15 protein-coding genes are annotated in these 15,325 nt (G+C 64.6%); 4 read left to right on the plus strand and 11 right to left on the minus strand.

Features of this window, described 5'->3' with window-relative positions; translation table 11 throughout:
* The first annotated feature begins 18 nt into the window (after window positions 1–18).
* From LB528_RS11750 to LB528_RS11765, 4 genes are read left to right on the plus strand one after another with little or no spacing between them, the layout of a single operon-like run.
* The gene (locus LB528_RS11750; protein ID WP_224514312.1) at window positions 19–1,026 is read left to right on the plus strand and encodes an ABC transporter permease subunit; all 1,008 of its coding nucleotides are present in this window, start codon (window positions 19–21) and stop codon (window positions 1,024–1,026) included.
* Window positions 1,027–1,935, plus strand: coding sequence for an ABC transporter permease subunit (locus LB528_RS11755; protein WP_126079684.1), 909 nt, complete (start codon window positions 1,027–1,029; stop codon window positions 1,933–1,935). It abuts the gene before it with no gap.
* Complete coding sequence (locus tag LB528_RS11760; protein ID WP_224514238.1) at window positions 1,935–2,786, plus strand: ABC transporter ATP-binding protein; 852 nt, start codon at window positions 1,935–1,937, stop codon at window positions 2,784–2,786. The genes LB528_RS11755 and LB528_RS11760 overlap by 1 nt, the downstream gene beginning before the upstream one ends.
* Window positions 2,783–3,607, plus strand: coding sequence for a dipeptide ABC transporter ATP-binding protein (locus LB528_RS11765; protein ID WP_224714987.1), 825 nt, complete (start codon window positions 2,783–2,785; stop codon window positions 3,605–3,607). Before LB528_RS11760 ends, LB528_RS11765 begins: the two co-directional genes overlap by 4 nt.
* A 116-nt stretch (window positions 3,608–3,723) precedes the next feature.
* On the opposite strand, the gene LB528_RS11770 is transcribed toward LB528_RS11765, so the two are convergent.
* The 11 genes from LB528_RS11770 to LB528_RS11820 all read right to left on the minus strand — a co-directional run bounded on the left by LB528_RS11770 (window position 3,724) and on the right by LB528_RS11820 (window position 15,299).
* Complete coding sequence (locus LB528_RS11770; protein WP_224714988.1) at window positions 3,724–5,019, minus strand: cysteine desulfurase-like protein; 1,296 nt, start codon at window positions 5,017–5,019, stop codon at window positions 3,724–3,726.
* A gap of 39 nt (window positions 5,020–5,058) precedes the next feature.
* The gene (locus LB528_RS11775; RefSeq protein WP_224514234.1) at window positions 5,059–5,733 is read right to left on the minus strand and encodes an amino acid ABC transporter permease; all 675 of its coding nucleotides are present in this window, start codon (window positions 5,731–5,733) and stop codon (window positions 5,059–5,061) included.
* 105 nt (window positions 5,734–5,838) lie between these two features.
* A complete protein-coding gene (locus tag LB528_RS11780; RefSeq protein ID WP_224714989.1) occupies window positions 5,839–6,624 on the minus strand; it encodes a substrate-binding periplasmic protein in 786 nt (261 codons plus the stop codon).
* A 103-nt stretch (window positions 6,625–6,727) separates the two neighbouring features.
* Window positions 6,728–7,867 (minus strand): aminotransferase class V-fold PLP-dependent enzyme, encoded by a 1,140-nt coding sequence (locus LB528_RS11785; protein ID WP_224714990.1) that lies wholly within the window; start codon window positions 7,865–7,867, stop codon window positions 6,728–6,730.
* 160 nt (window positions 7,868–8,027) lie between these two features.
* Window positions 8,028–8,756 carry a GntR family transcriptional regulator gene (locus tag LB528_RS11790; protein ID WP_224714991.1) on the minus strand — a complete coding sequence of 243 codons (729 nt, stop codon included), beginning with the start codon at window positions 8,754–8,756 and terminating at the stop codon, window positions 8,028–8,030.
* A gap of 396 nt (window positions 8,757–9,152) precedes the next feature.
* Window positions 9,153–9,548 carry a RidA family protein gene (locus LB528_RS11795; RefSeq protein WP_224714992.1) on the minus strand — a complete coding sequence of 132 codons (396 nt, stop codon included), beginning with the start codon at window positions 9,546–9,548 and terminating at the stop codon, window positions 9,153–9,155.
* Between the two features lie 39 nt (window positions 9,549–9,587).
* Complete coding sequence (locus tag LB528_RS11800; protein ID WP_224714993.1) at window positions 9,588–10,736, minus strand: acyl-CoA dehydrogenase family protein; 1,149 nt, start codon at window positions 10,734–10,736, stop codon at window positions 9,588–9,590.
* A 231-nt stretch (window positions 10,737–10,967) separates the two neighbouring features.
* Window positions 10,968–11,780, minus strand: coding sequence for an enoyl-CoA hydratase family protein (locus LB528_RS11805; protein WP_224714994.1), 813 nt, complete (start codon window positions 11,778–11,780; stop codon window positions 10,968–10,970).
* Window positions 11,777–12,241, minus strand: coding sequence for a MarR family winged helix-turn-helix transcriptional regulator (locus LB528_RS11810; RefSeq protein WP_224714995.1), 465 nt, complete (start codon window positions 12,239–12,241; stop codon window positions 11,777–11,779). Before LB528_RS11810 ends, LB528_RS11805 begins: the two co-directional genes overlap by 4 nt.
* Window positions 12,235–13,008: an SDR family NAD(P)-dependent oxidoreductase gene (locus tag LB528_RS11815; protein ID WP_224714996.1), complete on the minus strand. Its 774-nt coding sequence runs from the start codon at window positions 13,006–13,008 to the stop codon at window positions 12,235–12,237. The genes LB528_RS11810 and LB528_RS11815 overlap by 7 nt, the downstream gene beginning before the upstream one ends.
* Window positions 13,005–15,299, minus strand: coding sequence for a bifunctional salicylyl-CoA 5-hydroxylase/oxidoreductase (locus LB528_RS11820; RefSeq protein ID WP_224714997.1), 2,295 nt, complete (start codon window positions 15,297–15,299; stop codon window positions 13,005–13,007). The genes LB528_RS11815 and LB528_RS11820 overlap by 4 nt, the downstream gene beginning before the upstream one ends.
* Window positions 15,300–15,325 lie beyond the last annotated feature (26 nt).

Below are 15,325 nucleotides of genomic sequence, written 5' to 3' on the forward strand. Positions count from 1 at the left end.
GCCCCGTTCCATTTGATGATGCTCCGATACCTTCTCAACAAAATCGCCCTCCTGATTCCGACCCTGGTCGGCATCACCATCTGCGCCTTCGCCTTTGTCCGGCTGCTGCCGGGCGATCCGATCCTCGCCATGGCCGGCGAGCATGGCGTCGCCCCCGCCCGCTACGAAGAGCTCAAGGAACAGTTCGGCTACAATCTGCCGATCTGGGAGCAGTATGCGCGCTATGTCGGTGAGGTCGCCACCGGCGATTTCGGCGTTTCCATCTCGTCCAAGCGCCCGGTCCTCGAGGAGTTCAAGACGCTCTTCCCGGCGACGCTGGAATTGTCCTTCTTCGCCATGATCTTCGCCATGGTCATCGGCATTCCCGCCGGCATCTTCGCCGCCGTCAAGCGCGGCTCATGGTTCGACCAGTCGCTGATGGGCACCGCGCTTGTCGGCTATTCGATGCCGATCTTCTGGTGGGGCCTGCTGCTCATCATCTTCTTTTCCGGCTATCTCGGCTGGACGCCGGTGTCCGGCCGCATCGGCCTGCAGTTCTTCTTCAAGCCGATTACCGGCTTCATGACCATCGATAGCCTCCTCCATGGCAAATGGGATGCGTTCCGCTCCGCGCTCAGCCACCTCGTGCTGCCTTCGATCGTGCTCGGCACAATCCCGCTGGCGGTGATAGCGCGCCAGACGCGATCGGCCATGCTCGAAGTGCTGGGAGAGGACTATGTCCGCACCGCGCGTGCCAAGGGCCTTTCGGCGGCGCGCGTCATCGGCGTGCACGCGCTGCGCAACGCGCTTATTCCCGTCGTCACCACCATTGGCCTGCAGGTCGGCACGCTGCTCGCCGGCGCCATCCTCACCGAGACCATCTTCGCCTGGCCTGGCATCGGCAAATGGATGGTCGATTCCATCTTCAAGCGCGACTATGTCGTCGTGCAGTCGGGTCTGCTTTTGATCGCGCTCATCGTCATGGCGGTGAACCTCATCGTCGATGTGCTCTATGCCGTCATCAACCCACGCATCAGGGCGGCATAAATGACCCAGACCGAAATCGCCCCGATGGCCGCCGGCAGCCCGGATCGTCTCACCGGCCTCAAGACCTTCTGGCATTATTTCTCGGTGAACCGCGGCGCCGTCATCGGCCTGTTCGTGTTCATCCTTTTGGTGCTCGCCGCGCTTTTTGCGCCGCTGCTTGCACCTTATGCGCCCGACGTCCAGGATAAGACCGCGTTTCTCAGGCCACCGGCCTGGCAGGCCGGAGGCAGCACGCAATATCTGCTCGGCACTGACCCGGTCGGCCGCGATATCCTGTCGCGTCTGCTCTACGGCGCGCGCTTCTCGCTGCTCATCGGCGCGGTGGTGGTCACGCTCGCGCTCACCGGCGGCATCACGCTCGGCCTACTTGCCGGCTATTTCCGCGGCTGGGTCGACGTCGCGATCATGCGCGTCATGGACCTGATCCTGGCCTTCCCGTCGCTGCTGCTGGCGCTGGTGCTTGTCACCATCCTCGGCCCTGGCCTGTTCAACGCCATGCTGGCGATCGCGCTGGTCTTGCAGCCGCATTTCGCCCGTCTGGTGCGCGCCGCCGTCATGGCCGAGAAGAGCCGCGAATATGTTGTGGCCGCGAAGGTCGCCGGCGCCGGCCATCTGCGGCTGATGCTTGCCACCATCCTGCCCAACTGCCTGGCGCCGCTCATCGTGCAGGGCACGTTGTCCTTCTCCAACGCCATCCTGGAAGCCGCCGCTCTCGGCTTCCTCGGCCTTGGCGCGCAGCCGCCGACGCCGGAATGGGGCACGATGCTTGCCTCGGCGCGCGAATTCATCCTGCGCGCCTGGTGGGTGGTGACCTTCCCGGGTCTCGCCATCCTCATCACCGTCCTTGCCATCAACCTGATCGGCGACGGTCTGCGCGACGCCCTCGATCCCAAGCTCAGGAGGTCGTGATGGCGCTGCTCGACATCCAGAACCTCGTCGTCGAGTTCCAGACAGCGTCCGGCCCGTTCCGCGCCGTCGACGGCGTCTCGCTTCATGTCGACGAGCGCGAGGTGCTCGCCATTGTCGGCGAATCCGGCTCCGGCAAGTCGGTGTCGATGCTGGCCGTGATGGGTCTCTTGCCATGGACGGCCACCGTCACTGCCGATCGCATGACCTTCAACGGCCGCGACCTTTTGAAGATCAGCCCGGCCGACCGCCGCAAGATCATCGGCAAGGACATTGCCATGATCTTCCAGGAGCCGATCGCCAGCCTCAACCCGTGCTTCACCGTCGGCTTCCAGATCGAGGAAGTGCTGCGCTTCCACATGGGCATGGACAAGGCCCAGCGCCGGGCCCGCGCTATCGAGCTTTTCAAGCAGGTCGGCATTCCGGAACCGGCGGAGCGGCTCAATTCCTTCCCGCACCAGATGTCGGGCGGTCAGTGCCAGCGCGTCATGATCGCCATGGCGATCGCCTGCAATCCGAAGCTCCTGATCGCCGACGAGCCGACCACCGCGCTCGACGTGACGATCCAGAAGCAGATTCTCGATCTTCTGGTCTCGCTGCAGGCCAAATACGGCATGGGCCTGATCATGATCACCCACAATATGGGCGTGGTGGCCGAGACCGCCGACCGCGTCATCGTCCAGTACAAGGGCCGCAAGATGGAAGAGGCCGACGTGCTGTCGCTCTTTGAATCGCCGAAGAGCAACTACACGCGCGCGCTGCTTTCCGCCCTGCCGGAAAATGCCGTAGGCGACCGGCTGCCGACCGTCACGGACATGCTGTTCGAGGCGGCACCCTCGGGAGCCGGGGCATGACCAAGGTCGTCGAAGGTAAGGACATCAAGCGCGACTACCATGTCGGCGGCGGCCTGTTCCGCGGTGCGCGCACCGTGCATGCGGTGAAGGGCGTCTCCTTCAGCGTCGAGAAGGGCAAGACGCTGGCGATCGTCGGCGAGAGCGGCTGCGGCAAGTCCACGCTCGCCCGCATCATCACGCTGATCGATCCGGCCACGTCCGGCGAGCTCTTCATCGACGGCAACAAGGTCGACATCGCCAGGGACGGGCTCACCAAGGAAATGCGCCGCAAGGTGCAGATCGTCTTCCAGAACCCCTATGGTTCCCTCAACCCGCGCCAGAAGATCGGCGACGTGCTCGGCGAGCCGCTGCTCATCAACACCGACAAGCCGGCCGAGGAACGGCGCGACCTCGCGATGAAGATGCTGAAGAAGGTCGGCCTCGGACCAGAGCACTACAACCGCTATCCGCATATGTTTTCGGGTGGCCAGCGGCAGCGCATCGCCATTGCCCGCGCGCTGATGCTGAACCCGAGCCTCTTGGTGCTGGACGAGCCGGTCTCGGCGCTCGACCTCTCCGTGCAGGCGCAGGTGCTGAATCTGCTTGCCGACCTGCAGGACGAGTTTCAGCTGACCTACGTCTTCATCAGCCACGACCTGTCGGTGGTGCGCTACATCGCCGACGACGTGATGGTGATGTATTTCGGCGAAGCGGTCGAATACGGCCCGCGCGCCGAGGTCTTCTCCGACCCCAAGCACGCCTACACCAAGACGCTGTTCGCAGCGACGCCGCGCGCCGACGTAGCTAGTATCAAGGCGAGGCTTGCGAAAAAGGCGGCTTGATATCTGCTTCGTCCTGGTGCGGGAGCTTCTGGGACAGGGCGATTGAGAAGGTGCCTGTGGCGCCGCGTTCCTTCACACCCCTCTCTGTCCTGCCGACATTTCGCCACGAAATCAGCTCACGACAGCTTCGCAATAATCGCCCGCAGTGCTTCCCCAAACCGGAGCACTTCCTCCACCGTGTTGTAATGCACCAGCGAGGCGCGGATCGCGCCGCTGTCCATCGACAGGTTTAGCCGCTTCATCAGCCTTGGCGCATACATGTGGCCGTCGCGGATGCCGATCTGCATGGCGGCCATCTCCTCGACGATCCGCTGCGGCGAGAGCTTGCTGATGTTGAAGCAGAAGGTCGGCACGCGCTCGTGGATGCGCGCCTCGTCGGCGACGCCGTAGATCGTGGCATTGCAATCCTTCAGCACCTTCAGCATCTCGCGCGCCAGCATCACCTCGTAGTCGCGGATGGCGTTCATGCCGGTGACGATGTTGTCGCGGCGCGAGCGGTTGTTCTCGGGCAGGAAGTTCCGGCCGACCGATTCCAGGTAGCGCACCGCCGCGTCCATGCCGGAGACATTCTCGTAGATGAAGGTGCCGGCTTCGACCTTGTAGGGCGGCTCGTCGGGAATGAAATCCTCGCGGAAGGTCGGCAGCCGCTTCAGCGTTTCGAAGCGGCCCCAGAGAAAACCCATATGCGGCGAGAAATTCTTGTAGCCGGAGCAGACGAGATAGTCGCAATCCCAGGCCTGCACGTCGATCAGCCCGTGCGGCCCGTAATGCACGCAGTCGAGGAATACTTCCGCGCCGGCCGCATGCGCGATCTTCGCCACCGAAGCGACATCGACGATCGAGCCGATCGAATGGGCGGTCACCGTGCAGGCGACGAGCCGAGTGCGCTCCGACATGAGCGGCTTGAGGTCGTCGACATGCAGATTGCCGTCCTCGCGCATGCGCCACCATTTGAACTTGGCGCCGGCGGATTCCAGCGCCAGCCAGGTGGCGATGTTGGCGTCATGGTCCATTTCGGTGACGACGATCTCGTCGCGTTCCCCATCTCCGCCTTTGGCAAGCATCTGGCCGATGCCGAGGCTGACCAGGCGGATGAACGAGGTGGCGTTCATGCCGAAGCAGATTTCGGACGGACTGTAGGCATTGATCAACAGCGCCACGCTTGTCCGTGCGTCGGCGACCGACTGATCGACGGTGACGCTGCGGCCATAGCGGCCGCCGCGCTGCACATTGTGCGACACCAGATGATTGGTCACCGCGTCGAGCACGCTTTGCGGGATCTGCGCGCCGGCGGCATTGTCCAGGAAGATGAAGTCGGCGGCCTGTTGAAGCGCCGGGAACATGCCACGGATCTTCTCGACCGGGAACGAGGCGGCGCCCTCCTGCGCTTTCGAAACATGGTGCTGGTTCACGAGGCGTCTCCTTCAGGTCATCATCAATTCAGGTGGGGATCAGTGCGCGGACCGGGCTTTGCCGCGCTCTTCGAGGTAGCCGACCAGCCGCACCAGCGGCCACAGGAAGGCGAGATAGATGATCGCAGCGCCGATCAGCGGCGTCGGGTTGGCCATCAGCGCCTGCGCGTCGGTCGCCTGTTTCAAGAGGTCCGGCATCGCCACGACGGAGGCGAGCGCGGTGTCCTTGAACACCGAGACGCAATTGCTGGTCAGCGGCGGGATGACGACACGGATCGCCTGCGGCAACACCACCTTGCGCATGGCGACCCAGAAGGGCAGGCCGAGTGCTGCCGCCGCCTCGAACTGGCCTTTCGGGATGTTCTGGATGCCGGCGCGGCAGACCTCCGCCGTGAAGGCCGCGAGCACCAGCGACAGTGCAAGTGCGGCCGACACGAAGGACGACAGGCGGATGCCGACGAAGGGCAGGGCGTAATAGATCAGGATCAGCACCACCAGGATCGGCAGCGCGCGGAACATATCGATATAGAGCGTCGCCAGCCGTCTCAACGGCTTCGGCGCGTAGAGCCGCACCAGGCAGATCGCGAGGCCTGCAATGGTGCCTAACACGATGGCCGCGCAGCCAAGCAGTATGGTGTTGCCCAGTCCGCGGATCAGGATCGGAAAGGATCGGACCAGGATGCCCCAGTTGAAGAAGGTATCGATCAGTTCCATCGGCTCACCATGAAGGCAATGCCAAGCCCACCGCCTTCGCGGGCCTGAAGGGTGGAAGCGGGGGCGCCGGCCTGGCCGGCGCCCCCGCGGCGGTAGTTCGCTGGCTTATTGCGGGATCGGACCGGGCGTCACGGTGCTGGTGCCGGCCTCCGGATCGACGCCGAACCACTTCTTGTGGATCGCGGCCATGGTGCCGTCCTTCTTCATCGCAGTGATCGCGTCATTCACCTTCTCAAGCAGCGGGTGGTCCTTCTTGGTCATCATAGCGAAGCGTTCGCCGGTCGGGATGCGCACCAGGATCTTCAGCGCCGGCATCTGCTTGATGGCGAACAGGAAGCCGGCGAGCTCGCCGGCGCCGCCGTCGATTCGGCCGTTCTGCACGTCGAGCAAAAGATCCTGCTGGGCGTTGTAGCTCTTGGTCTCGGCGACGCCGAGCTTGGCGGCGTTTTCCTTCATATAGGCCTCGCCGGTCGATCCGGCGATGACGCCGATGGTCTTGCCCTTGAGGTCGTCGAGCGACTTGATGGCGGAATCCGCCTTGCCGACGATCGTGCCGTCGCTGTCGTAATAGGGCTGCGTGAAGCCCTGGTTCTGCAGCCGCTCCTTGGTGACGGAGATCGAGGATACGGCAAAGTCGATGCGGCCCGAAGCGGTCGCCGCGAACAGCGCCTGGAAGCCGAGGTCCTGGAACTCGACATCGGCGCCGATGCGCTTGGCGACGTCGTTGGCAACGTCGATCTCAAAACCCTCGAAGCCGCCGGAATCGGTCTTGTATTCCCATGGTGGGTTGGCCGGGTAGGCGCCTACCATGATCTTGTCGGCAAAGGCGGGCGCCGCGAAGGCCATGCCCGCGGCAATCACCACCCCAATCAGTCCTAGACGTTTCAACATTGTGCTTCCCTCTGGTTCGGCCACGTCGAAAGTGACTCATTTCCTCTTCCGCTTCTTCCGGCGCCCAACTCCCAGGGCGTCGCAGGCGAGGCGGTGCCTGAAATCAGGATGCGCGGCGATGCCGCGAGCCGATATGCTCCTCAAGCCTCGCAATCAGCGCATCGACCGCCGCTTCCGTGGTCACCATGCCGGGCGACAGCCTGAGCGTCGTGCCGCGGGCGTCGCAGTAGAGCCGCTCGTTGCGCAACGCCGCGATGATTTTCGCCGGTTCCTCGCCTTGCGGAAGGCCGAGCATGACGCTGCCGCCGCGCTCACCGGCATCGAGCGGCGAACGCAGCATCCAGCCATTGTCGAGCGCCGCGCCGATGATGCGCTCGACGAGCGCAGTATTCTGCGCGCGGATGGCGTCGATGCCGGTCTTCTCCACCCATTCCAGCCCGGGCAGCGAGGCGACGCTGGCCAGGATCGCCGGCGTGCCATGGTCGAAGCGGCGCGCATCGTCGGCATAGGTAAAGGCGTCGAGATCCCAGGAGAACGGGTTGGGCTGGCTGAACCAGCCGCGCAGCTCCGGCCGGCACGCCGCAAGCAATTCCGGCGCGACCTGCAAGATGCCGGCGCCGGAGGAACCGCACAGCCATTTCAGCGAAGTCGAGACGACGAAATCGACCGGCGTCGCGGCAACCGAAAACGGGGCCACGCCGATGCCCTGCGTGACGTCGACGCCGACAATGCTGCCCATGGCGCGGCCATGCGCGGCAAGCCGCCCGACATCGCAGCGATGCGAGGCCGTCGAGGTGACGAAGGTGATGAGCGCGAGCCCGACATCTTCCTGCCAGCGGGCGATGAAATCCTCGTCGCGCACCCAGCTCTCGCCGGACCGAAGCGGCACGGTATCGAGCGTGAAGCTGAAGCGCTCGGCCAATCCCGCAAGCAGGAAATGCAGGCTCGGAAAACAATCGCCGGCAACCAGCAGCCGCTTTCCCGCCAGGCGCTCGGCCGGCAGGCCGCCGACCAGGCTGTAAAGCGCGGCCGTGACATTCTCGGCCGTGGTCAACGTGCCCTGCTGTGCTTCGATCAATCGCGTCCAGGCATCGATGAAGCGCTGGCGTGCGGCCAGCGCGGCCGGCCACTGGCCGTCATCCTCTGCCGACCATACCCCGGAAAATTCCGCCAGCGCGGCGGCCATTTGCTTGGCCTTGCCGGGGAAAGTGCCGATCGAATGATAGAGAAAATAGCCGGACATTTGCTGTCTCTCGCTCCCTTGTGATCATGTGATCACAAAACCGGGCGGGGATCAATTGGCGGCGCAGAAGAAATGCCGGACGGCAACCAGGAAGTGCGCGGCAATCTTTGGTCCACGAGACGCCGCCAAATCGCTGCGGGATGGCCGGCGCGCCCTCGAGTCAGGGTGCCTTGCCGAAGGCGGCGAAATCCACAGCGCGGGACTCGGGCACGTCAGGACAGATCGCGCGCAAGGTTTCCTGTGTCGCGGTGATGTCAGCCACCACTTCGTCGCGGGCGCGGGAAAAATCCTTGTCCTTGAGCGCGGCGATGATCGCGGCATGCCTGCCCGAGGGCTCCATGGTGCCGGCGCGCATCAGCGGCGCGACGTGGTTGGACAAAAGCCGCATATAAGGGCCGAAGCGCAGCCATAACGTCTCGATCAACTGGAACAGCACGTCGGAGCCGGAGGCGCGGTAGATGGCGAAATGGAACTGCTGGTTCTTGGCGATCAACTCATAGATGCTGCCGTCGCGGCCGATCGCCTGCTGGTCGTCGGTAACCTTTTGCAGGGAGGCGACGTCGGCCGCGGTCAGGCGCGGCCCGCCAAGCTCGGCGGCCAGCCCTTCGACCGCGAGCCGGGCCCGGCAGAGGTCGTCGAGCCGCGCCCGCGTCACCACCGGCACGCAGGCCGAGCCGTTCTGCGAGATCTCCAGCGCATTCTCTGCCGCGAGCCGGCGCAAGGCCTCGCGCACCGGCATATTCGAGGTGCCGAAAGCCTCGGCCAGCGAAGCGATGGTCAGCACCTGCCCGGGATCGAAGCTGCCGACCATCAAGGCATGGCGAAGCTGCTGGTAGACGCCATCCTGTACAGTGATGCGTCCCGATACGGGTTCGAAGCCCAGAGCCACGCTTTTGCTTTCCTTGGGTGTCGGCAACGTCTATGTGCGAATACATACCCGCCAAAGGGGAGCGTGATCATCTGATCACAGATTGTGGCGGTAGCCAAGCGGCTGGGAAATGCCTCTTGCGATACGGTCGCTGAACCACATTAGCATCTGCTTGGGACGTTGGCGCTGCCTCCTCATTGCCCTGCCGGGCATTTCTCCCCACCGCAATCTCGGCGCCTTTTGCAGCGCTGGCGATTGGGGAAGACGAGTGATGACAGCGCCCTTCTCCCCGTTTCACGGGGAGAAGATGGCGGCAGCCAGATGAGGGGCAGCGCCGACGTTGAGAATTGGTGGCTTAGGGTGAGCGCGCCAGCAACCTGCTATCGAGAATCAACCCTGGCCCAAGCCGGCCGCCCCTCATTCCGGAATAACCGCCATCGCCTGTATTTCCACTTTGGCGCGGTCTTCGACCAGCGCCACCACCTGCATGGCGGCCATCCCCGGAAAATGCCTGCCGATGACGGCCCGGTAGGCCTCGCCGATCCCTTTCAGATTGGCAAGATATTCGGCCTTGTCGGTGAAATACCAGGTCATCGAGGTGATGTGCTGCGGTTCGCCGCCGGCTTCGGCCAGCACCGCGACCACATTGGCGAGCGCCTGCCGCACCTGGCCGACGAAATCGTCGGTCTCGAACTTGCATTCGGCGTTCCAGCCGACCTGGCCGCCGACGAACACCAGTCGCCCATGCGCCGCGACGCCATTGGCGTAGCCGATCGGTTTGGCCCAGCCTTCCGGCTGCAAAATGGTGTGCATGTCTAGCCTCCCCCGGTTTCAAATACGGTCCGCAAGGTCTTACGCCGCTCCCATGACCTGCCTGGCGATCACCACCTTCTGCACGTCCGAGGCGCCCTCATAGATGCGCAGCGCCCGGATCTCGCGATAGAGGCTCTCGACGATATGGCCCTTGCGCACACCGTCGCCGCCATGCAGCTGCACGGCCTTATCGATCACCTTCTGCGCCTTGTCGGTGGCGAAGAGCTTCGCCATCGCCGCCTCGCGTGTGACCCGCGCCGCGCCCATGTCCTTGGTCCAGGCGGCGCGGTAGATGAGGAGCGCCGCGGCATCGACATCCAGCGCCATGTCGGCGATATGGCCCTGCACCATCTGCAGCTCGGCCATCGGCGCGCCGAACAGCTTCCGCTCGGCCGCGCGTTTGACGCTCTCGTCCAGCGCGCGCCGCGCGAAACCGAGGGCCGCGGCGCCCACCGTCGAGCGGAAGACGTCGAGCACCGACATGGCGATGCGGAAACCATCGCCCGGCTTGCCGATCAGGCCGGAAGCCGGAACGCGCACACTGTCAAAAGAAAGCCGCGCCAGCGGATGCGGCGCGATCACCTCGAGCCGCTCGGCGACATCGAGACCCTTGGTCTCCGCCGGCACGACGAAAGCGGAAATCCCTTTCGCGCCCGGCGCCTCGCCGGTGCGGGCAAAGACGACATAAAGATCGGCGATGCCGCCATTGGAAATCCAGGTCTTTTCGCCGGAAAGCACATAGTCGCCGCCGTCGCGGACTGCCGTCATCTCCATGTTGGCGACGTCCGATCCCGAGCGCGGCTCCGACAGCGCGAAGGCCGAGATTGCCTGGCCAGCCCGCGTCTTCTCCAACCAGCGCTGCTGGTCCGCCGTGCCGAACAGCGAGATCGCGCCGGTGCCCAGCCCCTGCATGGCGAAGGCGAAGTCGGCCAACCCGTCATGGAGCGCCAGCGTCTCGCGCGTGATGCAGAGCGTGCGCACGTCCAGTGGTCCGGGATTGGCGGGGTCGAGCGCCGTCGGCTTCAGCCAGCCGTCCCGGCCAAGCGTAGCCACGAGTTCGCGGCAGGCGGCGTCGACGTCGTGATGGTCGACGGGAAGGCTTTTCGCGCACCAGGCGTCGAGCTGCTCGGCGAGCGCGCGGTGGCGGTCTTCAAAGAAGGGCCACGAGAGGAAGGTGCGGTCAGGCATTTGCACCCCCGCAGTTCTGCGAGCGCAGCGCTCTACGGCGCCCCCCTCTGTCCTGCCGGACATCTCCCCCTCTAGGGGGGAGATTGGCAGTTTTGGCGCCCCACTCAATCCTGCGGCGTTGGTGGTTGGCGAAAGCGGGGGCGACATCCAATCTCCCCCCTAGAGGGGGAGATGGCCGGCAGGCCAGAGGGGGGCGCTGTCCCGCCAGCGTCTCCAACAACACACCCATCCCTAATCTCCCTCGAACACCGGCTTTTCCTTTGCCACGAACGCCTTGTATGCCCGTTCGAAATCGCCGGTCTGCATGCAGATCGCCTGCGCCTGCGCTTCCGCCTCGATCGCCTGGTCGAGGCCCATCGACCATTCCTGGTTGAGTTGTGTCTTGGTGATGCCATGCGCAAAGGTCGGGCCGGAAACGATGCGCGCCGCCATGTCGAGCGCGTCGCCCTCGAGCGCGGCCGGCTCGACCAGGCGATTGTAGAACCCCCAGCGCTCGCCTTCGGCAGCGCTCATGGTGCGGCCGGTGTAGAGCAGCTCGGCCGCGCGGCCCTGGCCGATGATGCGCGGCAGGATCGCGCAAGCGCCCATGTCGCAGCCGGCAAGCCCGACGCGGGTGAACAGGAACGCGGTCTTAGCCTCCGGCGTGGCGATGCGGATATCGGAGGCCATGGCGATGATCGCGCCGGCGCCGACCGCAACGCCGTCGACGGCGGAAATGATCGGTTTGCCGCAATTGAGCATCGCCTTGACGAAGTCGCCGGTCATGCGCGTGAAGGCAAGCAGTTGCTTCATGTCCATTTTGACCAGCGGCCCGATGATGTCGTGGACATCGCCGCCCGAGCAGAAATTGCCGCCATTGGGCAGGAACACAACGGCGTCGACATCCTCGGCGTAGACGAGCTCGCGAAATGTGTCGCGCAGCTCGGCATAGCTGTCGAAGGTCAGCGGGTTCTTGCGTTCCGGCCGGTCGAGCCGGATTTTCGCGACCCGGCCTTCGACCTCCCACAGGAAGTGCTTCGGCTTGAGCTTGGCCATGGCGCTCATTCGCGTCCCTCCCAATTGCTGCGGAACGATTTCAGCATGCCGGTCAACTGGCGCGCCTCGTCCTCGCTGACAGTGCCGAGCAGCTCGCCAACCCAATTCTCATGCGCGGCGGCGATCGCGGCGAAGGATTTCGAGCCTTCCTCGGTCAGACGCACCATCGAGGTGCGGCGGTCGCCATTGCGGCGCGCCCGTGTCACCAGACCTTCCGAAACCAGCCGGTCGACGATGCCCGTCACATTGCCGTTCGAGACAAGCAAGAAACGCGACAGGTCGCTCATCAGCATGCCTTCGGGCGAGCGGTAGAGCGCCGCCATCACGTCGAAGCGCGGCAGCGTGGTGTCGAATTCCTTCTTCAGCCGCTCGCGCAGCTCGGCCTCGATGGTGCGCGAGACGCGCAGCAGGCGTATCCACAGCCGCAGCCTCTCCTTGCCCGGCCCGGTGGAGGTCGGCCCCGCTACCATGTCTCGCCCCCTGAGACCGAGATCGCCTGCCCGGTGATCGACCGCGCGGCGTCGCTGCACAGCCAAAGCACCGCCGAGGCGACCTCTTCGGGTTGGATGAACCGCCCTTGCGGATTCGTCGTTGCAAGACTTGCACGAGCGTCGTCCGCCGAGCGGCCGGTCTTCTCGACGATGCGCTGGACCGACTCCTCCAGCATGTCCGTTTCGATGAAGCCGGGGCAGACGGCGTTGACGGTCACGCCTGACTTGGCGTTTTCAACGGCCAAGGCCCGCATCAGTCCGACGAGGCCGTGCTTGGCGGCGACGTAAGGCGCGACATAGGCGTAGCCTTTCAGCCCGGCGGTCGAGGCGACGAAGACGATGCGACCTGTCTTCCGCGCGAGCATACCGGCCAGCGCCGGCTTCAGAGTCAGAAAGGCGCCGGTGAGGTTGACGTCGAGCGTACGCTGCCAGTCGGTCAGCGATGTCTTGTGCGCCGGCGCGCTGCCGGCCATGCCGGCATTGGCGACCACGATATCGAACGGTCCGCGCTCCGCTTCCGCCTTATCGTGGAGAGCCGCCATCTGGGCTTCATTCGAAACATCCGCAGCGACGGGGAAGATCCGGTCGCTTTCCTTCGCGACCTCCGCGAGTGCTGCTTCCCGTCGCCCGCAGATGGTGACGTTGACGCCGGCTTCCGCCAGCGCCAGCGCGATCGCACGGCCGACGCCTGTACCGCCGCCGGTGACCAGCGCATGCTTGCCGGTAATTTCGCGCGCAGCGCTCATACTTTCAGCCCCGCCGCTGCTTCGCGCTCCGCCAACCGGTAGATCTGGTCGCGTCCCCGCAGATAAGGATCCGGCCATTTGACGCCGCGGTCGCCAAGCGTCACCGCCGCATGCAGGGTCCAGTAGGGATCGGTGAGATGCGGCCTGGCCAGTGCCACCAGGTCAGCGCGGCCGGCCATCAGGATCGAGTTGGCATGGTCCGGCTCATAGATGTTGCCGACCGCCATGGTCGCCATGCCGACCTCGTTGCGGATACGGTCGGAGAACGGCGTCTGGAACATGCGGCCGTAGACCGGCTTGGCGGCGATGGTAGTCTGCCCGGCCGACACGTCGCAGAGATCGACGCCGGCCTGATGCAGCAGCCTGGCGATCTCGACCGCGTCGGCCGGCGTCACACCTTCGATGCCGACCCAGTCATTGGCCGAAATGCGCATCGAAATCGGCTTCTCCGCCGGCCACACGGCTCGCACCGCGTGGAAGATCTCCAGCGGATAGCGCATGCGGTTCGCAAGCGAGCCGCCATACTCGTCGGTGCGCCGGTTGGTCAACGGCGTGATGAAGGCCGACAGCAGGTAGCCATGCGCGGCATGGATCTCCAGCATGTCGAAGCCGCAGCGCTCGGCCATCTCCGCCGAGGCGACGAACTGGTCGCGCACCATGTCCATGTCGGCGCGATCCATCGCCTTCGGCACCTGGTTTTGCGGCGACCACGGCACGGCCGACGGCGCCATCACAGGCCAGTTGCCGGAAGGCAGCGGCTCGTCCGTTCCTTCCCAGCCGAGGCGGGTCGAACCCTTGGCGCCGGAATGGCCGATCTGGGCGCAGATCTTCGCCTCGGTCTCGGCATGGACAAAATCGACCAGGCGCTTCCAGGCAACCTCGTGTTCAGGCTTGTAGAAACCGGTGCATCCGGGCGTGATGCGCCCTTCCGGGCTGACGCAGGTCATCTCGATATAGACGAGCCCCGCGCCGCCCTTGGCGCGCTCGGCATAGTGGGCGAAATGCCAGTCGGTCGGGCAGCCGTCGACCGCCTTGTACTGCGCCATCGGCGAGACGACGATGCGGTTGGTGAGCGCCATGTCGCGCAGCTTGAACGGCGCGAACATCGGCGCGCGGCGCAGCATGTTGCCGCCGGCGCCGGCCTTGCGCTGGAACCACTCCTCGGCCGCCGCCAGCCATTCGGCATCGCGCAGGCGAAGGTTTTTGTGGCTGATGCGTTGCGAGCGGGTCAGCAGCGAATAGTTGAACTGAACTGGATCCAACCCGAGATATCGTTCGACTTCTTCGAACCATTCCAGCGAATTGCGCGCCGCCGACTGCAGCTTCAGCACCTCGGTGCGCCGCGCATCCTCATATTTGCGGAAGGCCGCCTCGAGGTCGGGCTCTGACTCGACATAGTCGGCAAGCGCCGCCGCGCTCTCCAGCGCCAGCTTCGTGCCGGAGCCGATCGAGAAATGGGCTGAAGCCGCAGCGTCGCCCATCAGCGCCAGGTTCTTGTACGACCAGCGCTCGCACAGCACCCGCGGAAAATTGATCCAGGCCGAACCGCGGATGTGGTTGGCGTTGGTCATCAGCGGATGACCGCCGAGATGCTTTGCAAAAATGCGCTCGCAGACCGCGATCGATTCCTGTTGCGTCATCTGACCGAAGCCGAACGCAGCCCAGGTCTGCTCGCTGCATTCGACGATGAAGGTCGCGGTCTCGCTGTCGAACTGGTAGGCATGCGCCCACACCCAGCCATGCTCCGTCTTTTCGAAGATGAAGGTGAAGGCATCGTCGAATTTCTGCGTGGTGCCGAGCCACACGAACTTGCATTTGCGGGTGTCGATATCGGGCTTGAAGACATCGGCGAAGGCGGCTCTGGATTTCGAGTTCAGCCCATCCGCCGCGACCACCAGGTCATGCGTTTCCATGAACGGTTTGGGATCGGATATCTCGGTCTCGAACATCATCTTGATGCCAAGCTCGCGCGCTCGGCGCTGCAGCAGGACCAGGAGCCGCTTGCGGCCGATGCCGCAAAAGCCATGACCTGAAGACACCGTGCGCACGCCGTCATGGATGACGGCGATGTCGTCCCAATAAGCGAAATGCTTCTTGATCCAGACGGCGCTGACGGGGTCGTTCCTGGTCAGGTTCTGCAGCGTCTCCGCCGACAGCACCACGCCCCAGCCGAACGTGTCGTCCGGGCGATTGCGCTCATAGACCGTCACCTCATGCGCGGCATCGTGCAGCTTGAGCGAAATGGCAAAATAGAGTCCGGCTGGTCCGCCGCCGAGAACCGCAACCTTCATGTCTTGCGATCTCCTCTAGAGCAATT

Source organism: Mesorhizobium sp. CA4, from assembly GCF_020165075.1.
GTDB lineage: Bacteria > Pseudomonadota > Alphaproteobacteria > Rhizobiales > Rhizobiaceae > Mesorhizobium.